26 protein-coding genes and 2 tRNA genes are annotated in these 23,240 nt (G+C 63.3%); 9 read left to right on the top strand and 19 right to left on the bottom strand.

Annotation, left to right across the window (positions count from 1 at the left end):
* Nucleotides 1-625: 625 nt before the first annotated feature.
* The 8 genes from CAG29_RS17865 to CAG29_RS17830 form a co-directional block, all read right to left on the bottom strand.
* The gene (locus CAG29_RS17865; protein WP_085694899.1) at nucleotides 626-1,954 is read right to left on the bottom strand and encodes an integrase arm-type DNA-binding domain-containing protein; all 1,329 of its coding nucleotides are present in this window, start codon (nucleotides 1,952-1,954) and stop codon (nucleotides 626-628) included.
* A 164-nt stretch (nucleotides 1,955-2,118) separates the two neighbouring features.
* Nucleotides 2,119-2,194: transfer RNA gene (locus tag CAG29_RS17860), tRNA-Thr, on the bottom strand.
* A gap of 76 nt (nucleotides 2,195-2,270) precedes the next feature.
* Nucleotides 2,271-3,086: an FkbM family methyltransferase gene (locus CAG29_RS17855; protein ID WP_085694898.1), complete on the bottom strand. Its 816-nt coding sequence runs from the start codon at nucleotides 3,084-3,086 to the stop codon at nucleotides 2,271-2,273.
* Between the two features lie 344 nt (nucleotides 3,087-3,430).
* Nucleotides 3,431-4,666, bottom strand: coding sequence for a methyltransferase (locus CAG29_RS17850; RefSeq protein ID WP_085694897.1), 1,236 nt, complete (start codon nucleotides 4,664-4,666; stop codon nucleotides 3,431-3,433).
* Nucleotides 4,647-5,336, bottom strand: a complete 690-nt coding sequence (locus CAG29_RS17845) for an ABC transporter permease (RefSeq protein WP_085581876.1) — start codon at nucleotides 5,334-5,336, stop codon at nucleotides 4,647-4,649. The genes CAG29_RS17850 and CAG29_RS17845 overlap by 20 nt, the downstream gene beginning before the upstream one ends.
* Entirely contained in the window at nucleotides 5,333-6,028 is a 696-nt protein-coding gene (locus tag CAG29_RS17840) for an ABC transporter permease (RefSeq protein ID WP_085581874.1), read from the bottom strand. Before CAG29_RS17840 ends, CAG29_RS17845 begins: the two co-directional genes overlap by 4 nt.
* Before the next feature lie 78 nt (nucleotides 6,029-6,106).
* On the bottom strand, nucleotides 6,107-6,853 hold the full coding sequence (locus CAG29_RS17835; RefSeq protein WP_085694896.1) for an ABC transporter substrate-binding protein: 747 nt from the start codon (nucleotides 6,851-6,853) through the stop codon (nucleotides 6,107-6,109).
* Nucleotides 6,854-6,866: 13 nt separating this feature from the next.
* Nucleotides 6,867-7,640 carry an ABC transporter ATP-binding protein gene (locus tag CAG29_RS17830; RefSeq protein WP_007939465.1) on the bottom strand — a complete coding sequence of 258 codons (774 nt, stop codon included), beginning with the start codon at nucleotides 7,638-7,640 and terminating at the stop codon, nucleotides 6,867-6,869.
* A 551-nt stretch (nucleotides 7,641-8,191) separates the two neighbouring features.
* On the opposite strand from CAG29_RS17830, the gene gabP reads away from it, so the two are divergent.
* Entirely contained in the window at nucleotides 8,192-9,583 is a 1,392-nt protein-coding gene (gene gabP / locus CAG29_RS17825; RefSeq protein ID WP_085694895.1) for a GABA permease, read from the top strand.
* A 73-nt stretch (nucleotides 9,584-9,656) separates the two neighbouring features.
* Here gabP and vapC read toward each other — a convergent pair whose 3' ends face one another.
* From vapC to CAG29_RS17800, 5 genes are all read right to left on the bottom strand, one after another.
* Nucleotides 9,657-10,064 carry a tRNA(fMet)-specific endonuclease VapC gene (vapC, locus tag CAG29_RS17820; protein ID WP_085694894.1) on the bottom strand — a complete coding sequence of 136 codons (408 nt, stop codon included), beginning with the start codon at nucleotides 10,062-10,064 and terminating at the stop codon, nucleotides 9,657-9,659.
* Nucleotides 10,064-10,294 (bottom strand): type II toxin-antitoxin system VapB family antitoxin, encoded by a 231-nt coding sequence (gene vapB / locus CAG29_RS17815; protein ID WP_085582217.1) that lies wholly within the window; start codon nucleotides 10,292-10,294, stop codon nucleotides 10,064-10,066. The genes vapC and vapB overlap by 1 nt, the downstream gene beginning before the upstream one ends.
* Nucleotides 10,295-10,452: 158 nt before the next feature.
* A complete protein-coding gene (locus tag CAG29_RS17810) occupies nucleotides 10,453-10,905 on the bottom strand; it encodes a hypothetical protein (protein ID WP_085694893.1) in 453 nt (150 codons plus the stop codon).
* A 6-nt stretch (nucleotides 10,906-10,911) separates the two neighbouring features.
* On the bottom strand, nucleotides 10,912-11,325 hold the full coding sequence (locus CAG29_RS17805) for a hypothetical protein (RefSeq protein WP_085581864.1): 414 nt from the start codon (nucleotides 11,323-11,325) through the stop codon (nucleotides 10,912-10,914).
* A 19-nt stretch (nucleotides 11,326-11,344) separates the two neighbouring features.
* Nucleotides 11,345-12,310: an alpha/beta fold hydrolase gene (locus CAG29_RS17800; protein WP_139831508.1), complete on the bottom strand. Its 966-nt coding sequence runs from the start codon at nucleotides 12,308-12,310 to the stop codon at nucleotides 11,345-11,347.
* Nucleotides 12,311-12,507: 197 nt separating this feature from the next.
* Here CAG29_RS17800 and CAG29_RS17795 point away from each other — a divergent pair, with 197 nt between their 5' ends.
* Both CAG29_RS17795 and CAG29_RS17790 read left to right on the top strand, forming a co-directional pair.
* Nucleotides 12,508-12,963: a hypothetical protein gene (locus tag CAG29_RS17795; protein WP_085631967.1), complete on the top strand. Its 456-nt coding sequence runs from the start codon at nucleotides 12,508-12,510 to the stop codon at nucleotides 12,961-12,963.
* A 93-nt stretch (nucleotides 12,964-13,056) separates the two neighbouring features.
* Nucleotides 13,057-13,332, top strand: coding sequence for a YceK/YidQ family lipoprotein (locus CAG29_RS17790; RefSeq protein ID WP_170930019.1), 276 nt, complete (start codon nucleotides 13,057-13,059; stop codon nucleotides 13,330-13,332).
* A 2-nt stretch (nucleotides 13,333-13,334) separates the two neighbouring features.
* Here the strand turns inward: CAG29_RS17790 and CAG29_RS17785 are convergent, their stop codons facing one another.
* From CAG29_RS17785 to CAG29_RS17760, 6 genes are all read right to left on the bottom strand, one after another.
* Nucleotides 13,335-13,679, bottom strand: a complete 345-nt coding sequence (locus tag CAG29_RS17785) for a hypothetical protein (protein ID WP_085694891.1) — start codon at nucleotides 13,677-13,679, stop codon at nucleotides 13,335-13,337.
* A 125-nt stretch (nucleotides 13,680-13,804) separates the two neighbouring features.
* A tRNA-Phe gene (locus CAG29_RS17780) sits at nucleotides 13,805-13,880 on the bottom strand.
* A 101-nt stretch (nucleotides 13,881-13,981) separates the two neighbouring features.
* The gene (locus tag CAG29_RS17775; RefSeq protein ID WP_085631971.1) at nucleotides 13,982-14,254 is read right to left on the bottom strand and encodes an oxidative damage protection protein; all 273 of its coding nucleotides are present in this window, start codon (nucleotides 14,252-14,254) and stop codon (nucleotides 13,982-13,984) included.
* On the bottom strand, nucleotides 14,251-15,318 hold the full coding sequence (mutY, locus tag CAG29_RS17770; RefSeq protein WP_085694890.1) for an A/G-specific adenine glycosylase: 1,068 nt from the start codon (nucleotides 15,316-15,318) through the stop codon (nucleotides 14,251-14,253). Before mutY ends, CAG29_RS17775 begins: the two co-directional genes overlap by 4 nt.
* Nucleotides 15,315-17,537, bottom strand: a complete 2,223-nt coding sequence (locus CAG29_RS17765; protein ID WP_085694889.1) for an AsmA family protein — start codon at nucleotides 17,535-17,537, stop codon at nucleotides 15,315-15,317. The genes mutY and CAG29_RS17765 overlap by 4 nt, the downstream gene beginning before the upstream one ends.
* Before the next feature lie 77 nt (nucleotides 17,538-17,614).
* The gene (locus tag CAG29_RS17760) at nucleotides 17,615-18,019 is read right to left on the bottom strand and encodes an acetyl-CoA sensor PanZ family protein (protein ID WP_085581849.1); all 405 of its coding nucleotides are present in this window, start codon (nucleotides 18,017-18,019) and stop codon (nucleotides 17,615-17,617) included.
* A 225-nt stretch (nucleotides 18,020-18,244) separates the two neighbouring features.
* Here CAG29_RS17760 and CAG29_RS17755 point away from each other — a divergent pair, with 225 nt between their 5' ends.
* From CAG29_RS17755 to hisF, 6 genes are all read left to right on the top strand, one after another.
* Nucleotides 18,245-19,909, top strand: a complete 1,665-nt coding sequence (locus CAG29_RS17755; protein WP_085581848.1) for an OFA family MFS transporter — start codon at nucleotides 18,245-18,247, stop codon at nucleotides 19,907-19,909.
* 272 nt (nucleotides 19,910-20,181) lie between these two features.
* A complete protein-coding gene (hisB, locus tag CAG29_RS17750; protein ID WP_085581847.1) occupies nucleotides 20,182-20,775 on the top strand; it encodes an imidazoleglycerol-phosphate dehydratase HisB in 594 nt (197 codons plus the stop codon).
* Nucleotides 20,775-21,413, top strand: coding sequence for an imidazole glycerol phosphate synthase subunit HisH (hisH, locus tag CAG29_RS17745; RefSeq protein ID WP_085581846.1), 639 nt, complete (start codon nucleotides 20,775-20,777; stop codon nucleotides 21,411-21,413). The genes hisB and hisH overlap by 1 nt, the downstream gene beginning before the upstream one ends.
* On the top strand, nucleotides 21,414-21,671 hold the full coding sequence (locus CAG29_RS17740) for a DUF2164 domain-containing protein (protein ID WP_085581832.1): 258 nt from the start codon (nucleotides 21,414-21,416) through the stop codon (nucleotides 21,669-21,671).
* Nucleotides 21,672-21,713: 42 nt separating this feature from the next.
* Nucleotides 21,714-22,451 carry a 1-(5-phosphoribosyl)-5-[(5-phosphoribosylamino)methylideneamino]imidazole-4-carboxamide isomerase gene (gene hisA, locus CAG29_RS17735; protein WP_085581830.1) on the top strand — a complete coding sequence of 246 codons (738 nt, stop codon included), beginning with the start codon at nucleotides 21,714-21,716 and terminating at the stop codon, nucleotides 22,449-22,451.
* Between the two features lie 9 nt (nucleotides 22,452-22,460).
* Nucleotides 22,461-23,231 carry an imidazole glycerol phosphate synthase subunit HisF gene (gene hisF / locus CAG29_RS17730; RefSeq protein ID WP_085581828.1) on the top strand — a complete coding sequence of 257 codons (771 nt, stop codon included), beginning with the start codon at nucleotides 22,461-22,463 and terminating at the stop codon, nucleotides 23,229-23,231.
* Nucleotides 23,232-23,240: the final 9 nt, after the last annotated feature.

The following is a 23,240-nucleotide window of genomic DNA, read 5'->3' as shown; positions in this document are numbered from 1 at the left end:
CATGCCTGACTGTCAGTCAGGTGCAGTCCATTCCTTGGTCTGCGGCACCATCATCTACAGCGCCGTTGCTGGTGACATCAGCGTTTGTCACGCCGATTGTCACGAGGGGGAGTGCCGCAAAGCCATGTGCGATCAGGGCTGCAGCAGTGGTAGAAGTGCCCGTCTCTTTTCAGGAAAAGAGACGGGCACAGGTTGGCGCAGGATTCGGCCAAGCGGATAGGTTGCTGCAGGGCAGCGAGGTACGGTGTATCTGGCGCACGAGCGCTATATGTGTAAGAGCATCCATCACATGGGTAGTGACCGGGCGAGCTGCCGGATGCGAATCGCCTTTGGGGAGAACCACCTCGAGAGCGGCGTGACCTTGAAGGTTCGGGTCACCTGGGGTGCTGCCTAAGGCAGCGGTTGCAAGATCAGTTCTACGCCTGTGGGTAACTTTGGTCAACGCCCTGATTTTCGTGGCTTCTGGGCTTGTGCATGAAATTATCCACCGGTGGAAATCAGTGGTATCCAAAGGATTTGTGTCGGCTTTTAGCTTTGCAAAGCGAGGTCCATCCAAACAGGGCGGCTTTGCAGCCCTGTTTGGATGGACCCGAATTAAAGAGCGGCCAGCGGTGATCTGGAGGGTTCATCGACGATTGAATGCGCCACGCCCACTTGGCAAGGGAGTGATGTTGTCTCCAGCTGGATGGGCGAACTCATGTGGAGTGACATGCCCCGATCTGTTCGCATCGATGTAATTGCTCCACCACGCCATGATCAGCCGACGCTGCTCCAAAAATTCGGCCTTGTGGATATAGGCGGCGCGCACGCGATTGCGTTCCTTGTGGCTCATCTGCCGCTCAATAGCCGCGTCTGTCCACAGCCCTGACTCCAGCAAGGCGCTACAGGCCATGGTCCTGAATCCATGCCCGCATACTTCCTTGGATGTGTCATAGCCAACGTTGCGCAGCACCTGGTTAACCGTGTTCTCAGACATTGGCTTCCAGTATTTGTGGTCACCGGGCAGCACCAGTTCGGAGAAGCGACTCAAGCCGCGCAGCCGCTCAAGGATCGCAATGACTTGGGGAGAGAGCGGCACCATCTGTATGTCTCCGCTCATCTTGGTGCCGCGGGTGGAATTGCGCACGCCATCGATTGGCTTGCGAGTATCCGGGATTTCCCACATCGCCCTTTGCAGGTCGAACTCATCCCAGCGCGCAAAGCGCAGTTCGCTGGAACGCACGAACACGTGCAGCGTCAGCATTACAGCCAGCTTGGTTAGCTCACGACCGTTGTAGTTGTCGATCCGCTCTAGTAGTTCGGGGAGGCGGTTGAGTGAGAGGGCAGGGCGGTGCACGGTGCGCGGGGCATGAATCGAGCCTGCCAGATCGAGCGCCGGATTCTGGCTGATCTGCCGCGCCCGCTTCGCGCCCCGCATGATCGTGGAGAGATAATTCTGCACGCGCAGGGCAACGTCCATGGTGCCGCGCTCTTTGATACGCAGAGTGACCTCAAGCAGATCATGGGTATCAAGCTCAGCGATGGGGCGTTGGCCGATCAGAGGAAAGACGTGGGTGCGCAACCGACTCATGACGGTCTTGGCGTGTCCCTCCGTCCAGCGCCGCGACATTTCGGCGTGCCACTCCAGGGCGACGGTTTCAAAAAGCAGGGAAGCTCGTTGAGCCGCTAGCTTCGCTTTCTTCTTCTCTTCCATCGGGTCGATGTTGTCGATCAACAGGGCCTTGGCTTCATCGCGCTTGGTCCTCGCGACGGCCAGCGAGATGATGGGGTAGTTGCCGATGATCAGCGTGCCTTCCTTGCCGCTGGGTTTGAAGTAGCGCAATCGCCACGTTTTCACGCCGTTGGGTTTCACGAAGAGGTACATGCCGCCACCGTCGAATAGCTTGTAGGCGCGTTCGCGAGGTTTCGCCGTACGGCATTTGAGGTCGCTGAGAGGAACGGCTAGGCGTGGCATAAGGGTACGTTCTCCATGCAGGCAAGACGCTGTACCCTAAAAATACCCCCGGGGATGGGGTATTTTGCTGGATCCCGACGGAGGGTCCTGGAACGAAAAAACCCGCCAAAGGGCGGGTTTTAGGGGCTTCCAAGGCATTCGGTGGAACGCTATGGAGCTGGATATGGTGCCGGCACCAGGAATCGAACCCGGGACCTACTGATTACAAGTCAGTTGCTCTACCAACTGAGCTATACCGGCATGTGGGCGACGATTATAGCGGTTGGGCGGGTTCTGTAAACCCCTGAATTCTGACTATTTTTGCGCGGGCGGCGGATCAGGCTCGGCGCAGGAGGTTGCGCAGTTTTTGTACAGTGCGCCAGGTGCGGCTGCTCTGCAGGGCGTGCAGTTGGGCTTCGGCGTGTTCGGCGCGTTGCAGGGCGGTTTCCAGGTCGGTGTTGAGCGGGTGGGCCAGTTTGTGGCCCTTGCAGAGGCGGAAGCCGTCGAGGTTGCAGGGCGGGAGGTCGAAGGCGGGTTTGAGGTTCAGGTGTTCGTTGGCCAGGAAGTAGCTGTTGAGGCCGTCGAACAGCACGTTTTGGTAGCCCGCGCCGGTCACCAGGTGTTCCCAGGTGTGGTCGCGTTCCCATGGGGTTTCGATGAGGATGACCATGGGGCGGAAGCGGGTGAAGTCCATGCCGCGCAGGACGGTTTCTTCGTGGCCTTCGACGTCGATTTTCAGGAAGTGGATCGGCCGGTCGGCGGCGTGTTCTTCGCAGATCGACGTCAGGGTGCGGGCGTTGACGGTGAGGGTTCGCACGTCCATGCCGAGGTCTTTGCGCGCCCGGGCGACGGCGGGGTCGGCGGTGGAGAGGCCGGTGTCGGGGATGCTGTAGAAGGTCAGTTCGCCCGGCTGGTCGGTGGCCACGCATTGCAGGTTGATGTCTCGCGGGCGGTGTTGGCGCAGGGCGTCGTAGAAGTCCTGCACCGGCTCGATGTTGATGCCTTGCCAGCCGTGGTCGTAGAAGGATTTGGTGACGGAATCCTGGATCGGGTCATTGGCGCCGACGTCGATGTAGAAGCCGGTTTCGCAATGCTTGAGGGCCCGCCACAGGCGAACGTCTTCGAAATTCTCGGCGTAGGAAATGAACGTCAAAGTCGATTCCTTTCTGTCAGGTTTTTCTTATTGGTCTGTGCGCCACCGGAACGGAGTGACCTTGTATAGCAAGGGTGCCCGGCCGGTGCAATTGCCTGTTCCGGGCGTCCGGGATTCGGCGTTTATGTCCTTTTGATTGGAGGCTTATGCACAACGCGGCAGAGAGGGCGTGCGTTCTGGCGGGGTTTTGTGGACGGGTTCTCATTTGGGTCGCAAATCCCTGTTTTACAGGTTTTTTGTTCATGTGAACAAAAAATGACCAGTGCTGTTTCGCCCCTGAAACAGGCGTGGATATTGGATCCACGGTCAATTCATCAACAGAGTTATCCACAGGCTGTGTGGCGTCAGGTGCGTTCGGCCAGCAGCAGGAAGTTGCGGGGCGTGAGCGGGGTGTCGCAGAAGGTGCCGAGGCGCACGGCGTAACCCTGCTCGCTGAGGAAAAGTGCCCGGTCCAGGTTCAGCCAAAGCTCCAGCGGCCGTCGGAACAATCCGCGCAGTAGTTCCAGGTTGCGAACTTCGGCCAACCGCTGCCATCCCGCCGCTTCCAGGGCCGGCCAGTCCGCCTCGCCGCTTGTGGATAACTCTTTGAGCGCTGCGAGGTCGCGGCAGTAGTCGGCGAAGGGTTTGTCCAGCCAGGCGCTGGGCAGGGACGGGGTGGGCAGGTATTCATCGACGCCACGCAGCTGCCGTTGCCACAGGTCGAACCCCAGGCGACGGGCCATGGAGGTGTCGCGCTGACGGCGGACGCGTGCGCCGGCGGTGACGGTTTCGCTCATGGGCAGCGCCAGGTCTTCCAGCGACAGCTGCAGGATGGATCGCAGACCCGGCGAGGACAACGCCTGATACTCGGTCAGACGGATCCGGTTGTAGCAGCACGGCGCGATGGCCATGTGTTTGCAGCCGGCGGCGCTGGCCAGTTGCATCAGCCGCACATGCAGATCGCCGCAGGCGTGCAGGGCCACCGGGGTGTGGCGGGCGTCGAGGACGGTTGCGGCGTCGGCGGCCAGCACGTCCTGTTCGATGTGCAAGGCGTGCAGATGATGACGCTGGCTCAGTGCCTGGCCGCTGGCGACCAACAGCGGATCAAATTCCACGCAGGTGAGTTGCTGCTCGGCCCCCAGCAGGCGCCGCCCCAAATGCCCTTTGCCGGAACACCAGTCCAGCCAATGCACGGGCCTGGAGGTAAACGACAGGCGACTGGCGAAAGCTTCGATCTGCTGCCACTTGCGCCCCGGCACATCGACGTTGAGCCGATGGCCCGCCGCCTCCAGCGCATGCCCCGGCAACTCGCCCACCGCGCTCAACTCAAGCGACAGCGCGGCCAGGGAGGCGAACGGCTCCGGCGCATTCAGCAGATCGGCAGGGTGGTTGTGGGCGTTTTCCGCATCGTCCAGCGACCGGCCGCGTAGCCAGGTGGCCAGTTCCGGGTGGGAGGTTTCCCAAGGAAGGTGCAGATGGGTGAACGGGCGGGGTTTCCACAGCGCCTGATGGGCGGTGAGAAAGGCATCCAGTGCCGTGAACCGGGCGAGGAGGGCCTCGCCCGTCAGCACGTGGGCAGCGTCAGCGCCCTTGGCAGGCATCGACGCGCAGCCAGCGTTCCAGCAGCTTGAAGCCGCGGACCAGCACGTAGGCCATGACCAGGTAGAACACGCCGGCGGCGAAGAAGATCTCCACCGGCAGGTAGGTGCGGGCGATGATCGTGCGGGCCATGCCGGTCAGTTCCAGCAGGGTCACGGTGCTGGCCAGGGCGCTGGCCTTGAGCATCAGGATCACTTCGTTGCTGTAGGCCGGCAGGCCGATGCGCGCGGCGCGCGGCAGGATGATGTAGAACAGCGCCTTGGGCTTGGACATGCCCAGGGCCCGCGCCGCCTCGATCTCGCCCGGCGGAATCGCCTGGATCGCGCCGCGCAGGATCTCGGCGATGTACGCGGCGGTGTGCAGGGTCATGGTGGCGGTGGCGCACCAGAACGGATCGCGCAGGTACGGCCACATCGAGCTGTTGCGGATCACGTCGAACTGCGCCAGGCCGTAGTAGACCAGGAACAGCTGAACCAGAAGCGGCGTGCCGCGGAAAAAGAAGATGTAGGCGTAGGGCAAAGCGCGCACGTACCACAGCTTCGACGAGCGGGCGATGCCCAGCGGAATCGCCAGCAGCAGCCCGGCGATCACGGCGATGGCCACCAGCTCCAGGGTCAGGGTCGCGCCCTGGGCCAGTTTCGGCAGCCACTTGATGATGACGTCCCAGTTCATTGAGCGCTCCTCGCGAAGCCGCGTGCGGCGCGTTTTTCCAGGAAATGCATGCCGATCATCGCCAGCACCGTCAGGCCCAGGTACATGAACGCGGCCACCATGTAGAAGGTGAACGGCTGTTTGGAGACGGTCACGCCGATCTGCGCGTGACGCATGATTTCTTCCAGGCCGATCACCGACACCAGCGCGGTGTCCTTCATCAGGATCATGAACAGGTTGCCCAGGCCCGGCAGGGCGATGCGCCACATCTGCGGCATGATCAGCTTGGTGAAGATCCGCCATTTCGACAGGCCCAGTGCCACGCCGGCCTCACGGTGGCCCTTGGGGATGGCGAGGATCGCGCCGCGGAACACTTCCGTGGCGTAGGCGCCGAAGCACAGGCCCAGGGCGATGACGCCGGCGGCGAAGGCGCTGAGCTCAAGCTCCGGGTTGCCGAAGTATTCGCCCAGGGCACGCATGGCGTTGACGGTGCCGAAGTAGATCAGCAGCACCCAGAGCAGTTCCGGGACGCCGCGCACCAGGGTCGAGTAGGTGCTGCCCAGCCATTGCAGGGGCTTGTACGGGGACGTCTTGGCCAAGGCGCCGAGCAGGCCGAGCACCAGCCCCAGGCACAGGGCCGAGAGCGCCAGTTTGACGGTCATCAGCGCGCCGGCGGCAAGCGCCGGGCCGAATCCGTAGAGGTCGATAATCATGGAATTCTTTTCAAATCGCGGCAGGCAAGGCCGGGGACCGGCGCCGCTCGCAGGCGGCGCCGATCCGGCCGGTCAGGATCAGTAGATGCTGAACGGGAAGTACTTGTCGTTGATCTTCTTGTAGGTGCCGTCAGCGACGATTTCCTTCAGCGCGGCGTTCAGCTTCTCGCGGATCGGATCGTTCTTGCGCACGGCGATGCCGATCTTGTCGCTTTCTTCCACCGGGTCGCCCTTGAATTCATAGGCCTTGCCGGCGTCGCTCTTGAGCCACTCGTAGTTGACGTACTTGTCGGCGAGGATGCCGTCCAGGCGACCGGAGGCCAGGTCCAGGTAGGCGTTTTCCTGGGTGTCGTACAGCTTGACCTCGACGCCCGGCATGTTGTCTTCCATATAGGTGCCGGCCAGGGTCGCGCGCTGGGCGCCGATCACTTTGCCTTTGAGGGAGTCCTTGTCGGTCTTGAACTCTTTGTCCTTCGGCGCGATGAACTGCAGCTTGTTGGAGTAGTACGGATCGGTGAAGTCCACCGCCTGCTTGCGTTCGTCGGTGATCGACATCGACGAGATCAGGAAGTCGAACTTCTTGGCGTTCAGGGCCGGGATGATGCCGTCCCAGTCGGAGGTGACCACGCTGCACTCGACCTTCATCTTGGCGCAGAGGGCTTCGCCGATGTCCTTGTCGAAGCCGACCACGTTACCGCTGGCGTCCTTGTTGTTGAACGGCGGGTAAGCCGCCTCGATGCCCATCTTCAGGGTCTCGGCCATGGCACCGGCGCTGAAGGCCAGGGTGACGGCGGCGGCCAGGAAGACCTTTTTGTAGTTCTGCATGCGGGTAGCTCCGTTAGCGGTTGCTGGACATGAATTGTTTGCAGCGCGCCGAAAGCGGGTTCTCGAACACCTGCTGCGGCGATCCTTGCTCCTCTACCAGGCCCTGGTGGAGGAACACCACTTCGCTGGAGACTTGACGGGCGAAGCCCATCTCATGGGTGACGAGCAGCATGGTGCGGCCTTCCTCGGCGAGTGCGCGGATGACATTAAGTACTTCCTGGACCATTTCCGGGTCAAGGGCGGAGGTGGGCTCGTCGAACAGGATCACCTTGGGCTGCATCGCCAGCGTGCGGGCGATGGCCGCGCGCTGTTGCTGGCCGCCGGACAGCTGCGCAGGGTAAGCGTGGCGCTTGTCGGCGATGCCGACCTTGGCCAGCAGGGCTTCGGCCACTTCGATGGCTTCGGCCTTGCTCTGGCCGAGCACGCGGCGCGGGGCTTCGATGATGTTGTCGAGCACGCTCATGTGCGGCCACAGATTAAAGTTTTGAAACACAAAACCAATCTCGGAGCGCAGGCGGTTGATCTGCTTGCCGTCTGCGGCAACCAGTTCGCCGTTCTTGGCGGGCTTGAGCTTGAGTTCTTCCCCGGCGACCAGGATCTGGCCCTGGTGCGGGTTTTCCAACAGGTTGATGCAGCGCAGGAACGTGGACTTGCCGGAACCGGAAGAACCCAGGATCGAGATCACGTCGCCGTCACGGGCGGTCAGCGAGATGCCTTTGAGCACCTCAAGCTGTCCGTAGCGTTTGTGCAAGTTGCGGATTTCAAGCGCGGGCGTGGCCTCAGCCATGTGCGTTCCTCATATGTGTTGCGCTCCAGCTGTCTGTGGCCTTCCTGGCGAGGCGGCCAAGCTAGCATAGCGTTTCAATGGCAGCCAACAGCGCTTCGGGCGGTAAACGGATGGCGTGTGGCAGGTTGTCGCATCGGCACAGCAGACTGTCGCCCCATCAACAACCGAACGGGTGTTTGAACGCGGATTCCCGTGGGTGTCGCGTAAAAAAAGGCGCGATGTTGCCACCTTTGGCGGGGTGTTGGAAGCGCTAACCGGCCGAACGTTGCGGATTCGCCCTTTTATTGTGCAACACACACTTTTTCAGTGTGTTTATGGTGCGCCCGATCGTTTGAAAAGTGAGTCGCAGGGTAACGCTCTGGCGAAAGGCCAGTCATCTCAAGGGGTTGCGATGACTGTCCGGTCAGCCTGGAAACCGCAGGCCAGAAGCTTTTGAAACATTTTGGCGCAATATTTGCGTGCAGAATCTGGAACGGCCCGTTGGATTCTTTTTACGAGAAGGAACGCCAGACGGGACGGACTGAATCGCTTTCCTCGCAAAGGTAGTTTCAATGAGCAGTACCCATAGCTCCAATGGCCTCGAACAGGGGCTCAAACCGCGTCATGTGACCATGCTGTCGATCGCCGGTGTGATCGGTGCAGGTCTGTTTGTCGGCTCCGGCCACGCCATCGCCGCCGCCGGTCCCGCCGTGCTGCTGGCCTACGCCGCCGCCGGCCTGCTGGTTGTGCTGGTGATGCGCATGCTCGGCGAAATGGCTGTGGCCTCGCCGGACACCGGTTCGTTCTCGACCTACGCCGACCGCGCCATCGGCCATTGGGCCGGTTTCACCATCGGCTGGCTGTACTGGTGGTTCTGGGTACTGGTGATCCCGCTGGAAGCCAACGCCGCCGCCACCATCTTGCACGCGTGGTTCCCGGGCGTTGAGATCTGGGCGTTCGCGCTGATCATCACCTTCCTGCTGACCGTGACCAACCTGTTCAGCGTGAAGAACTACGGTGAGTTCGAATTCTGGTTCGCCCTGCTCAAAGTGGTGGCGATCATCGGTTTCATCATTGTCGGCATCATGGCCATCTTCGGCTTGCTGCCGAACAGCCAGGTCAGCGGCGTGTCGCACATCTTCGACACCCAGGGCTTCCTGCCCAACGGCATGGGCGCGGTGCTGGGCGCCATCCTGACCACCATGTTCTCCTTCATGGGCACCGAGATCGTGACCATCGCGGCCGCGGAATCGAAGAACCCGGGCAAGCAGATCTCCAAGGCCACCAACTCGGTGATCTGGCGGATCGGCCTGTTCTACCTCGTGTCGATCTTCATCGTCGTGGCCCTGGTGCCGTGGAACGACCCGTCGCTGGCCAACCTGGGCTCCTACCAGACCGTGCTTGAGCGCATGGGCATCCCGAACGCGAAGATGATCGTCGACATCGTGGTGCTGGTCGCCGTGACCAGCTGCCTGAACTCGGCGCTGTACACCTCTTCGCGCATGCTGTTCTCCCTGGGCAAGCGCGGCGACGCCCCGGCCATGGCCACCCGCACCAACAACAGCGGCACGCCTTACTGGGCGGTGATGCTGTCCACCGGCGCGGCGTTCCTGTGCACCTTCGCCAACTACGTGGCCCCGGCTGCGGTGTTCGAGTTCCTGCTGGCCAGCTCCGGCGCCATCGCGCTGCTGGTGTACCTGGTGATCGCGTTCTCGCAACTGCGCATGCGCAAGCAGCGCATGGCGCGCGGCGAGAAGATCTCCTTCAGCATGTGGCTGTTCCCGGGCCTGACCTACGCGGTGATCGCCTTCATCATCGCGGCCCTGACCATCATGCTGTTCCAGGACGCCCACCGCGTGGAAATCCTCGCGACCGGCTTGCTGAGCCTGCTGGTGGTCGCCGCCGGCCTGCTGGTGGCCCGCCGCCGCAAGCTGGAGAAGGGCGGTGCGGCCGTCCTGAGCTGATCCGCAGCGCCTGATGCAAAAACGGCCGCCCGTCAGTGATGACGGGCGGCCGTTTTCGTTGGCGGGCGTTGAGTCAGCGAGGATTGACCCAGTCTTCTACGCGCAGCCCTGGAACACGTTCAAACTCCCGGACGTTGTTGGTGATCACGATGAAACCCCGTGAGCGCGCATGCCCTGCAATCATGTGGTCGTAGGGGCCGATCGGCGTGCCTGCCTTGGCCAATTCGGATCGGATCATGCCGGTGTGGGCGGCGGCTTCGTCATCAAAGGGCAAGACCTCAAGGCGGGCGGCAAAGCCTTCGATGACCGCGAGATTCCTTTCTGGCGCTGCGGATTTTTCTGCGCCGTAAATCAGCTCCATCAAGGTGACCGTGCTGATGCACAGTTGGCCGTGGTGACGGGTGAAGGCCTCGCGCACGATCTGTGGTTTGTTTTTGATCGTGAAGATGCAGATGTTTGTATCGAGCATGAACTTGATCATCAGAACGATTCACGCTCCTGGTCGGCGGGTTGTCCGCGGTCGGTCATGAAGTCCGCGGTCACGTCGTCCCCGTCAAACCAACTGTCCCAGCTTTCGCCGGCAGGCGTGATGATGCGTGTCCTGCCGATGGCGACAACGTCCACCCGTTTGACGTCCACAGGCATCGCGACAGCCTTGGGAAGGCGAACGGCCTGGCTTCTGTTGTTCATGAAGATCGTTGTCTGCTCCATGATGTTCTCCTGTTCTTTGTGCATCTGTGGCTTCAAAGGATAGAGGCGGGAAGGGATATGTCAACGGGATATGCTTGAGCTCCGACCAAGGGATGCGCCAACGAAAACGGCCACCCGTCAGTGATGACGGGCGGCCGTTTTCGTTGGCGGGCGAGGGATTACTCGCTCTTCTCATCCTGCGCTTGCTGCGACTGCCCGTAGGCGTCCAGCGCAATGCCGAAGTCGGTGATGAACTGCGGCTGGCTCAGCCAGGCCTGGGCGGCCTCGATGTCCATGCCGTCGGCCCACATGCGGTAGTCGATCAGCATGTCGGCGGCCAGGTGGGTGGCGGCCATGCCTTCGTCGTCGGCGTTTTCCATGTCCAGCAGTTCAGGGTGGTCGACGATGATGAACGCCAGCTCCCTGAGCAGCGTCAGCAGCATGTCGTTGCGGCTGACGGCTTCGGCTTCGCGCATTTTGCTGAACATCGCCAGGGTGTATTCCGGGATCGGCTCGGCCAGGTGGCCGAGGTCGTCGTCCTGGGCCAGTGGTTTGCGGCCGACCATGCGGATCTGCTTGGCTTTGGCCTTGGCGCGTTTGGCGCGTTTCTGTTGCTTGTTCAGGGATGCCATGGGAACTCAGTCTTTCTGTTGGGATTGCGCGGCGATCGCGTCGGACGCCGCCACATAGTCGGCCTGGAAGGCCGGGGATTCGATCCACGCCAGGGCGCCGGCCTCGTCGGTCTCGGTGGCCCACTGGCGGTACTCGAGCAGGGCCGCGAGGATGAAGTCCATCGCGCCTTCCTCGCCTTCCTGCTCGTACACGATCTCCAGCAGCGGGTCTTCGAGGAACGCCGTGCACATGGCCTGCTGGCTGATCTTTTCGGCGTCGATCATTTTCTTGAACAGTTCGGTCAGGTCCACCGACTCGAAGTCGATGCGGTCGTCGTTCGGATCCAGCTCAACCGGCGCCTCGGCGCGCTTGGTGCGGTTCTGCTTGGCCTTGGCTTTGGCCCGGGAGGCGCGTTTCTGCTGCTTGTTGGCGGAGGCCATGGGTGTGTTCCGTGATGCGTTAAAGGGGTTGGCTGCGCGGTATCTGCCGCCCCGGCGTGCCGGGGGCCAGTTCGCCGCTCTGCAGCCAGGTCAGGGCGATGGGCCATAGTGTGGCTTGGTATGCGCTGCGAAAAAAGGCGAAATGTCCGACTTCCTGTTCACCGATGTCCTGCGGCTCGATGCGCAGGTGGGTCTTTTCGGCCTGGCTGAAGTAGCCGAGCAGGCGTTCCGTGGCCGCCACCGTGCCGTAGGGATCGTCGCCGATGCTGATCGCCAGCGCCTTCGCGCGTACGTCGGCGAAGGGCAGCCGGCCGTTTTCCGCCAGCAGCCTGCGGCCGCTCGGGCGCCCTTCGTAGCGGGGCGTGGGCGTGCTCCAGTCGCGCACCACGCCAGCGGGGGTGTCTTCCAGCCAGCCGAGGCGCTTGCCGGGGAAATAGCCGCAGAACAGCGTCAGCAGCGGCATCAGCACGTGCCATTTGCCGAGCATCCTCAAGCGGTGCGCCGGCGCGTAATCGCGCCAGTAGGCGAACTGCGCGCCGACGGTGACCAATCGTCGGATCGCCTGCCCGGAGGCGCCCAAGCCTGCCGCGCAGCCGCCGAAGCTGTGGCCGACCACGTCGATGGGCTGGCCGGGAAACTCCCGTTGCGCCCGCTTGAGCATCGCTTCGAAATCCAGCGCGCCCCAATCCGTCCAGGAGGCTTCCAGGCCCTTCATGACGGACGGCCGCGATTCGCCGATGCCCCGGTAGTCGTAGGTCATCACATCGAAGCCGTTGGCGAACAGGTAGGCGGCGAAGCGCGAGTAGTGACGGCAGCGCACCGAAGTGGCGGCGTTGATGATTACCACCGGGCGCCGCGCATCGGGCAGCGCGTGGCGCCAGGTGAAGCCGCCCAAGGGATAGCCGTCGGCGGCGGGCTCATGGAACGGCACGCTTTCCTTGTCGGGCGTTTGGGCACGTGTCGGCGATGCGCTGGGTAGGGTCATGGCGGTCGTGACTGGCGTTGGATAGGCGAGCATGAACGTTCCCCGGAAGGTTTTGCAATGCGCTCGAACCGGTGGCCGGCAACGTCGTAGTCCGTTTAGTACCCGACCCAACTCCCAAACAATCTAAAACCCGACCCGCCCCGCAAAATCTAAAGAGATGTAACGAAGGGGTTCTGAACGAACCCGGGAGTCGCATCATGAAACGCGTGATTGCATGCATGCTGCCCGTCGCCGCCGTGGTTGCGCTGTTGTTTCCGGTGATGGTGCAGGCCACCAGCCTGGAGCCGATCGACAGCGCCGGCGTGCAAGTCCAGCAACAGCAGCAGAACGGCATCAACTACCTGTCCGGCGGGATCGGCCTGGACGAATCGCGGGCCATTCAGCAGTCCGCCGGCTACAACCTGCACATGACCTTCGCCGTCGGCGTGCAGAACCTGTACACCTCGGATGTCGATGTGGTCATCCAGAAAGCGACCGGGCAACCGGTGCTCAGCCTCAACCAGATCGGGCCGCTGCTCTACGCGCAGTTGCCTCCGGGCAAATACACCGTGGTCGCCACCCGCAATGGCGAAGTGCGGCGCGACATGGCTGACATCGGCAACGGGCCTGCACGCAATCTGGTGTTCCACTGGAACTGGGAGCCGACCCAATAGCGGCGTTCTGCGGGGCGGGAGTTTGCGCACCGATGCGGATAAAATCCCGCCCCTCCTGTTTTTGTGGATGCAAGGATGTCGGTTTTGAAAGGGATGTTGCGTGTGGGTTTGATGGCGGGTCTGGTGGTGTTGCAGACCGCGTGCGGCACCATGATCGGGCGGGTCAGTACAGGCATGTCCGACGTGGATTACTACAAGGGCGTCGACGGGGATCTTCAACTGCTCGGCGTGACCGGCAATGACGGCAAGCCGGCGGCGATCATTTGCTACTTCATGATCGTCTGTCCGCTGGTCACCGTCGTATCGATGCCGGTGGATGCTGCGCTGGACACCGTCCTGCTTCCCGTGGATTACGTGAACACCCTGTAGGGTCATCGCCTGGTGCGCTTGTTCCGCGCACCGCGCGGGCGCGTCTTGCGCCGGATCCACCATCCGAACGACACGATGCCCAGCAGCATCAGCGTGAAGAAACCTTGCCACACGATCTCGAACCAGTACCTGCCGGGCTGCGACGCCAAGGTGTAGGTCTGGCGCGGGCCGGTGCGGTTCATCGTGGTGACCGAGCCGCTGATGAGGCTATCGGCGATCAGGTAGAGGGGCGCGCCGATGGCGAAGGCCAGCATCACGCCGACGAGTACGGTCAGCCAGAACGAGACCCGGCTTTCGCGGTAGGGCGGCGGATGGGGCAGGGGGATGCGGGTGCGTTTCTGGTTCATCGGGCAGGCAACCCTCTTCCGTAAGGGGCGGCCAAAGTACCGCGATTGATGCGGCTTAAACCAGCCTTCAGCAAATCACGGGCATAAAAAAACCCTGAATCTTTCGATTCAGGGTTTTCGGTATGTGGTGCCCAGAGACGGAATCGAACCGCCGACACGGGGATTTTCAATCCCCTGCTCTACCGACTGAGCTATCTGGGCAACGGGGCGCATTAAACGGGTTTTTCAGGGGGGCGTCAAGCAAGTTTTCAAAAAAATTTTAAATTATTCCGTCGCTTACGTTCCGGCCCCGTTGCGGCGGGTTATTCGGCAGGCGGAACGTAACCTTCGGCCTTGGCGTATTCCTCGCCGGAGAAGTACTTGTCCATTTCGCCCTGGATGAATTTGCGGTCTTCGGCGTTCATCATGTTCAGGCGCTTTTCGTTGATCAGCAGGGTCTGGTGCTTCTGCCAGTCGGCCCAGGCCTTGGCCGAGACGTGCTCGAAGATGTCCTGGCCCTTGGGCCCCGGGTACGGAGGACGCTCCAGGCCTTCGAGCTGTTCTTTGTATTTGCGGCACATTACGGTACGGGTCATGGCGACACTCCTGCATTCAATACGGCGGCCGCGCGTTCGAGCAAGGTCTTGACCGGGGCGGCGAGGCCCAGGCGCGGCGGGGTGGCGAGGTTATACCAGAGCCAGTCGGCCTCGGCCACGTGATGGCCGGTCTCTTGGACGTGCACCAGCCAGGGTTCGATGGACAGCTGAAAGTGGCTGAAGGTGTGGACGAGGCCGGGCAGCGCCTGCTGTTCGCCGAGCGCCAGCGAATGCTGGTCGGCCAGGTGCTGCAGGTCGTCGAGGCCGTCGAGCTCCGGCAGGCTCCACAGGCCGCCCCACAGCCCGGTGGACGGACGGCGGTAAAGCAGAATCGCGCCCTCGCCGTTGCTCAGCATCGGCATCAGCGTGCGCTTCTGCGGGATCGCCTTGCGCGGCTTGGGGATCGGGTAGCGGGTCTCAAGGCCCAGCATGTGCGCTTCGCAGCCTTTCTCCAGCGGACACAGCAGGCAGCTCGGCTTGCTGCGGGTGCACAGGGTGGCGCCCAGGTCCATCATCGCCTGGGTGTAGGCGTTGACCCGATCCTGGGGCGTGAAGCGCTCGGCGGCGGCCCACAGCTGTTTGGCCACCTTCGGTTCGCCCGGGTAGCCTTCCTGGGCGGTGAAGCGCGCCAGCACCCGTTTGACGTTGCCGTCGAGGATCGGCGCGCGCAGGCCCATGCTGATGCTGGCGATCGCCCCGGCGGTGGACAGGCCGATGCCCGGCAGCTCCGTGAGCTTCTCCACATCCCGCGGGAATTCGCCGCCGTATTGGCTGACGACGATCTTCGCGGTCTTCTGCAGGTTGCGGGCGCGGGTGTAGTAGCCCAGGCCCGTCCACAGGTGCAGCACTTCGTCCTCCGGCGCCTCGGCCAGCGCCTGCACCGTGGGCAGCGCGGCCATGAAGCGGTCGAAGTAGTTGAGCACGGTGCTGACCTGGGTCTGCTGCAGCATGATTTCCGACACCCATACCCGGTACGGGTTGATGCCCTGCTGCCAAGGCAGGTCGTGGCGGCCGTGGCGGTCGTACCAGTCCAGCACCGCCGTTGAAAACTGCTCCGCTCTCATCGCTTGAACAGCCCCTTCAATGCGTTCTTCAGTTCAGGGCTGACCTTGTCGCCCAGTTTTTCGTCGATCTTCTCGCTGATCCGGTCGCCGGCCAGTTTGCTGGCGACCTGGCCCAGCCGTTCGTTGTCCACCCGGCAAGCCTTGGCGCCCAGCTCCAGCGGCCCGCGGCAACGCAGCGGCCATTCGACGCCGACGAACTTCTCGCCGACCTGGCAGGCCGGATCCGGCATGGCGCTGGTGTCGCCCTCGACGATGATGCCCACGCGGTAGTCCATGCCCAGCACCCGCAGATCCACGTCGCCGTCACCGTTGACGGTCATGCCGGGGATACGCACCTTCAGGTCCGGGTTGCTGGCCAAGCCGTTACGGAAGGTCAGGTTGCCCTTGAGCTCCTGGAACGGGGTGTCCTTGCCCCGCGGCTCGCCGCTGAGGGTCTTGCGGTTGAGGGTGGCGATGCCCTTGCACAGTTGCTGTTCCAGGTTGGCGTTGAGCAGCACGCCGTTGTTGATCACGAACCCGGCGTTGCCGTTGAGGGTCTCGACCAGCGCCTGCTGACTGTTGCCGCTGGCGGTGAAATTGCCGGTGAGGTTGACCAGCCCTTTGACCGGCGGGTTCTTGCCCTGGCTTTCGAGGATCTTCTCCACCGGGACGCGGTTGATCCGGGTCTGCAGGTTCAGCACCGGCGCGCTCGGGCGCACGTCGAGGGTGCCCTTGGCTTCGAAGTCGCCGTTGAACAGCTCGCCGCGCAGGTTCTCCAGGGTGAGCAGGCCGCCCTGGCCGGTGGCCTTGAGCGCGGCGTTCTGGATCGGCAGCTTGTCCAGGGTCAGTTGGCCGAAGGTCAGGTCGGCGTCCATGTCAAGTTTGCCCAGGCGCTCAACCGGGAACAGGCGCTCGGTGCTCCAGGCGCTCTTGCTCGGTTTTTCCGGCAGCGGCGTGGAGCCGGCGCCGGCCATGGCGTCGGCCTCGGTGCTGGCGACTTCGGCCTGGCGCACTTGGGCGGCGCTGCTGGCCTGGGCGGACTTGGGCGGCAGGTAGCGGTCGACGTTGAATGTGTCGGCCTTGAGGATCGCCCGCAGCGATTGCTTGGCGAAATCCTCGACGGCGATGCGGCCGCTGAAGCTGCTGTCGTCGAGCTTCAGGTTGATGTTGTCGAACGCCGCGCTGGTCGGCGTGGCCGAGACGCGGCTGACCAGCTCGACCTTGCTCAGGCTGCCTTCGGCCATGGCCGGCAGGGTCTGGCCGATGCTGTCGACGAACTTCGCCAGGTCGAACTGGGCGATGGAGATGCCGCCGCTGATCTGCGGCGTCTTGTCGAGGTCGTTGGCTTTGAGCTCGCCCAAGGCGCGCAACTGGTTCACGGAGATCTTGATGCCGGTCCATTCGGCGACGTTCGCGGCCTTGTCCAGCAGCATCTGGCCTTGGGCGGCGAAGGTGACGGTCTTGCCCTGCAGCGGGTCGCCGGCCAGCTCACCGCTCAGCTTCAGGTCTTCGAACTTGTAGCGTTGCAGCGCGCGCTCGAAGCGCAGTTCGCCGTTGAGTTCGGTTCGCACGCGCAGCACCGGCTGGTTGGTGCCGAGGAACGCGGTGGCCTTCACCGGAATGTTGGTCGAATCGTGCACTGCGCCGGTGCTCAACTGGATGCTTTCGGCGCTGAACTGCTTGCCGGTCTGCTCGTCGTTGTATTCGACGCGGGCGTTGTTGACGGTGAGGCTGTCGATGTCGAGGCGGATCGGCTGCGCCGGCTTTTCCGGCTGGGCCGGCGCTTCGGCGGCGGTCGTGCCTGGCGCAGGCGGCGGGGTGCTGCCGGCGGGCGCCGGCACCTTACCGATGTCTTCCCAGTTGCCGTGGCCGGTCTTGTCGCGGCTCAGGCGCAGGTTCAGGCCTTCGACGCGCACGTCGCTCATCTGCACCTCGCGGCGCAGCAGCGGCAGCACGCGCACGGACAGGCCGAGCATCTGCAGGTCGGCGAACGGTTCGGCAGGCTTGGCCAGGGTCGCGACGCTGGCCTCGTGCAGTTCCAGGCCGAGCCACGGGAACAGGCTCCAGCCGATGTCGCCGTTGAGCGTCAGCTCGATGTGGGCCTTGTCGCGGGCAATCTGGCGGATTTCGTCCTTGTAGTCGTTGGGATCGAAGAAGTGGGTCAGGGCAAAGCCTGCCGCCACGATGATCAGCAACAGACCCAGAAGCACCAGACCCAGGATTTTGCCGAACGCTTTCATGGGCGAGTCCTTGTGTTAGTCGAATTCGTAATTTAGCCGGGGAGTATAGCGCCGCATGCCCTCCGGCTGGTGTGGCTTCACGCGGGCAGCACGTCCAGCGGCAGGTGCAGCTTGGCCGCCAGCGCCTGGGCCTCGAGATGGCCGGCCGGGGCCTGCAGGCGCAATTGGGCCCCCGCTTGCGACGCCATTTTCCGCGCTTCGTTCACCAACCGCTCGGCAACGCCACGACGGCGGGTGACTTTTCTGACGCACAAATGGGACAAGTACCAGACGCTGCCCTGGGGTCGCAGACGTGCCGCGCCCAGCAGGCGGTCATTGAAGCGCCCGGCGATGAGCGTGCCGTCGGCCAGGGCCTCTTCGGTCAATTGCAAAGCCCCGGAAAACGGCGCGAACAGCCACGGCGGCGCATCGCGGTAGATCTTCTCTAAATCCTCCCGATCGCGGGAATCGGCGGCGTTCAGCGCTTGGACAATGATCGGCATGGGGTTTTCCTGAGTGATACGAGATCAGATGACGTGAAAAAGGTGATGTCAGTTTGGTTTTTCTGTCACCTGCAAATGGTAACCTTCGCCCGTTCGTCCGTCCTTCTGCGACTTAACGTCGCGCCATCAAGGAGCTTCACCCCAAAACAACGGTCATGCCTGCGTGCATCAAGGCCGAGGGTGAGCAGTGGCTGGCGAACCATTCTAATAATTGGGGGATACACAATGAGCACGAGCATCACGGCGGACGGCCTTCGCGCCGCCGAGCCCGCGTTCCTGTCCAAGGAACGCATCATCGCCAAGCCCGGCTTCAACCGCTGGCTGGTTCCACCGGCCGCGCTGGCCATCCACCTGTGCATCGGCATGGCCTACGGTTTCTCGGTGTTCTGGCTGCCGCTGTCCAAGGCGCTGGGCATCACCGCGCCGGTGGCCTGCGCACCGGACATGAGCTTCATCGCACAGGTCTTCTCTTCGCAGTGCGACTGGCCGATCTCCATGCTCGGCTGGATCTACACCCTGTTCTTCATCTTCCTCGGCTGCTCGGCGGCGATCTGGGGCGGCTGGCTCGAACACGCAGGCCCCCGCAAGGCCGGCGTGGTGTCGGCGCTGTGCTGGTGCGGCGGTCTGCTGATCTCTGCGCTGGGCATCTACACCCACCAGATCTGGCTGATGTGGATCGGTTCGGGCGTGATCGGCGGCATCGGTCTGGGCCTGGGCTATATCTCGCCCGTCTCGACCCTGATCAAGTGGTTCCCGGACAAGCGCGGCATGGCCACCGGCATGGCGATCATGGGCTTCGGCGGCGGCGCGATGGTCGGCGCTCCGCTGGCGACCGCGCTGATGAGCCACTTCGCTTCGCCGCAAGGCGTGGGCGTCTGGCAGAGCTTCGTGGCGATGGCCGCGATCTACTTCGTGTTCATGATCGGCGGTGCCCTGGCCTACCGCGTTCCGCCGACCGGCTGGAAGCCTGAAGGCTGGACCGCGCCGGCGAAGAAAGCGTCGAACGCGATGATCACCCACCGTCACGTGCACGTGAACGTGGCCTGGAAAACCCCGCAGTTCCGCCTGGTGTGGCTGGTGCTGTGCCTGAACGTCTCCGCCGGCATCGGCATCCTCGGCATGGCTTCGCCGCTGCTGCAGGAAGTGTTCGGCGGCAAGCTTTTGGGCAACGACCTGCCGTTCGGCCAGCTCGACGCTTCGCAACTGGCTTCGATCGCCGCGATCGCCGCCGGCTTCACCGGGCTGCTGAGCCTGTTCAACATCGGCGGCCGGTTCTTCTGGGCCTCGTTCTCGGACTACCTGGGCCGCAAGAACACCTATTTCGTGTTCTTCGCCCTGGGCTTTGCCCTGTACGCGCTGATCCCGAACCTCGGCCACCTGGGCAACGTCGCGCTGTTCGTGGCGGCGTTCTGCATCATCCTGTCGATGTACGGCGGCGGCTTCGCCACCGTTCCGGCCTACCTGGCCGACCTGTTCGGCACGCAGATGGTCGGCGCGATCCACGGTCGCCTGTTGACCGCCTGGGCCGCTGCCGGCGTGCTCGGCCCGGTGCTGGTGAACTACCTGCGCGAGTACCAGTTGAGCATCGGCGTCGAGCGCGCCGCCGCCTACGACATCACCCTGTACATCCTCGCAGGCCTGCTGGTGCTGGGGTTCCTGTGCAACCTGCTGGTGCGTCCGGTGGCCGACAAGTACTTCATGACCGACGCCGAACTGGCCGCCGAACAGGCGCTGGGCCACGACAAGGGCGCCGACGCCACCACCGTGCTTGAGTGGAAAGCCGCGCCGGGCAGCAAGCCGCTGGCGATCGCCGCGTGGCTGGCGGTGGGCATTCCGCTGGCGTGGGGCGTGTGGGTGACCCTGCAGAAGACGGCGGTGCTGTTCCACTAAGCGCCGTATCCACCGGGCGGGCGCGGGCTCTTGTGGCGAAGAGTCCGCGCCCGCTTCGGCCGCAGACCGTTTGGGGCCGCTGCGCACCCCGGCGGGAGCAAGCTCCCTCGCTACGCCGACCTGTCCCGCATCCGCAATGGCTTGTATGGACATGTCTACCCGCGACAGCCGGGCGTCCTGTCCGTCAGTCATCTCACCTCCTGTGTTTCTGTTTCCCGCCCGCGCCCCTATAATGGCTGCCTTTTTCGCCCAATGATTTTGCGGAGCTGGTGATGGCCGAACGTAAGGCGTCTGTCGAGCGCGACACTCTGGAAACCCAGATCAAAGCCTCGATCAACCTTGATGGCACCGGAAAGGCCCGATTCGATATCGGCGTGCCTTTTCTTGAGCACATGCTGGATCAGATCGCCCGTCACGGGTTGATCGACCTCGACATCGAGTGCAAGGGCGACCTGCATATCGACGACCACCACACCGTCGAAGACGTCGGCATCACCCTCGGCCAGGCGTTCACCCAGGCCATCGGCGACAAGAAAGGCATCCGCCGCTACGGCCACGCCTACGTGCCGCTCGACGAAGCGCTGTCGCGCGTGGTGATCGACTTCTCCGGCCGTCCGGGCCTGCAGATGCACGTGCCGTACACCCGCGCCACCGTCGGCGGCTTCGACGTCGACCTGTTCCAGGAATTCTTCCAGGGCTTCGTCAACCACGCCAACGTCACCCTGCACATCGACAACCTGCGCGGGCACAACACCCACCACCAGATCGAGACCGTGTTCAAGGCCTTCGGCCGCGCGCTGCGCATGGCCGTGGAACTGGACGACCGCATGGCCGGGCAGATGCCATCGACCAAGGGCGTGCTGTAATGCAGACAGTGGCGGTTATCGATTACGGCATGGGCAACCTGCACTCGGTGGCCAAGGCCCTCGAGCACGTCGGCGCCGGCAAGGTGCTGATCACCAGCGACGCGGACGTGATCCGCGAAGCCGACCGGGTGGTGTTTCCCGGCGTCGGCGCGATCCGCGACTGCATGGCGGAGATCCGTCGCCTGGGGTTCGATTCGCTGGTGCGCGAGGTCAGCCAGGACCGTCCGTTCCTCGGCATCTGCGTCGGCATGCAGGCCTTGCTCGACACCAGCGAAGAGAACGACGGCGTCGACTGCATCGGCCTGTTCCCGGGCGCGGTGAAGTTCTTCGGCAAGGACCTGCATGAGGACGGCGAGCACCTGAAGGTGCCGCACATGGGCTGGAACGAAGTGAAGCAGTCGGTGGATCACCCGCTGTGGCACAACATTCCGGACCTGGCGCGGTTCTACTTCGTGCACAGCTACTACATCGCTGCCGGCAACGCGCGGCAGGTGGTGGGCAGCGGCCATTACGGCGTCGATTTCGCGGCGGCGCTGGCCGAAGGCTCGCGCTTCGCCGTGCAGTTCCACCCCGAGAAGAGCCATACCCACGGCCTGCAATTGCTGCAGAACTTCGCGGCGTGGGACGGTCGCTGGTAAATGGCCGTCAAGAAGAAACCGCCGATCCTCACCCTCACGCCCGAACAGGAGAGTGAGGCCAGCCGCAAGATCCAGCGGTTCATGGAGGACCGTTTCGAACTGGACCTGGGTTCGTTCGAGGCGGCGGAGATTCTTGACCTGTTTACCCGTGAAATCGCACCGCACTATTACAACAGGGCGATCTTCGATGTGCAGACCCACCTCAAGGAGCGGTTTGAAAGCATCGAAAGCGACCTGTGGGCGCTCGAGAAAAACTGATTCCCGAGCCAAGCTGAACATTCAAATCTGAAGGTTTGCCAGATGCTGATTATTCCCGCTATCGATCTTAAAGACGGTGCCTGCGTACGTCTGCGCCAGGGCCGCATGGAAGATTCCACGGTGTTCTCCGATGACCCGGTGAGCATGGCTGCCAAGTGGGTGGAGGGCGGCTGCCGCCGTCTGCATCTGGTCGACCTGAACGGCGCCTTCGAAGGCCAGCCGGTCAACGGCGAAGTGGTCACCGCCATCGCCAAGCGCTACCCGAACCTGCCGATCCAGATCGGCGGCGGCATCCGCTCCCTGGAAACCATCGAGCACTACGTCAAGGCCGGCGTGAGCTACGTGATCATCGGCACCAAGGCCGTGAAGGAGCCTGAGTTCGTCGCCGAGGCCTGCCGTGCGTTTCCGGGCAAGGTGATCGTCGGCCTCGACGCCAAGGACGGCTTCGTCGCCACCGACGGCTGGGCCGAAGTCAGCAGCGTGCAGGTGATCGACCTGGCCAAGCGTTTCGAAGCCGACGGCGTGTCCGCCATCGTCTACACCGACATCGCCAAAGACGGCATGATGCAGGGCTGCAACGTGCCGTTCACCGCCGCCTTGGCAGCAGCCACGAAGATCCCGGTGATCGCCTCCGGCGGCATCCACAACCTGGGTGACATCAAGTCGCTGCTCGACGCGAAAGCGCCGGGCATCATCGGCGCCATCACCGGCCGGGCGATCTACGAAGGCACCCTCGACGTCGCAGAGGCCCAGGCCTTCTGCGATTCGTACAAAGGCTGAGGACTGACCATGGCGCTGGCCAAACGCATCATCCCTTGCCTGGACGTGGACAACGGCCGGGTGGTCAAGGGCGTGAAGTTCGAAAACATCCGTGACGCCGGCGACCCGGTGGAGATCGCCCGCCGCTACGACGAGCAGGGCGCGGACGAGATCACCTTCCTCGACATCACCGCCAGCGTCGACGGCCGTGACACCACGCTGCACACCGTCGAGCGCATGGCCAGCCAGGTGTTCATCCCGCTGACCGTGGGCGGCGGCGTGCGCACCGTGCAGGACATCCGCAACCTGCTCAACGCCGGCGCCGACAAGGTGTCGATCAACACCGCGGCGGTGTTCAACCCGGAATTCGTCGGCGAAGCGGCCGAGCACTTCGGCTCGCAGTGCATCGTCGTCGCCATCGACGCCAAGAAGGTGTCCGGCCCGGGCGAGGCCCCGCGCTGGGAGATCTTCACCCACGGCGGCCGCAAGCCGACCGGCCTCGACGCGGTCGAGTGGGCGAAGAAGATGGAAGGCCTGGGGGCCGGCGAGATCCTGCTGACCAGCATGGACCAGGACGGCATGAAGAACGGCTTCGACCTGGGCGTGACCCGTGCCATCAGCGATGCCCTGAACATCCCGGTGATCGCCTCCGGCGGCGTCGGCAACCTGCAGCACCTGGCCGACGGCATCCTCGAAGGCCACGCCAGCGCGGTGCTGGCGGCGAGCATCTTCCACTTCGGCGAATACACCGTGCAGGAAGCCAAGGCCTACATGGCCCATCGCGGCATCGTGATGCGCTAAGCCGTACAG

This window comes from Pseudomonas sp. B7(2017) (assembly GCF_002112745.1).
GTDB classification, from domain to species: Bacteria; Pseudomonadota; Gammaproteobacteria; order Pseudomonadales; family Pseudomonadaceae; genus Aquipseudomonas; species Aquipseudomonas ekonensis.
Note: the sequence above shows the minus strand (reverse complement) of the source record. Positions and strands in the feature narration are given on the sequence as shown.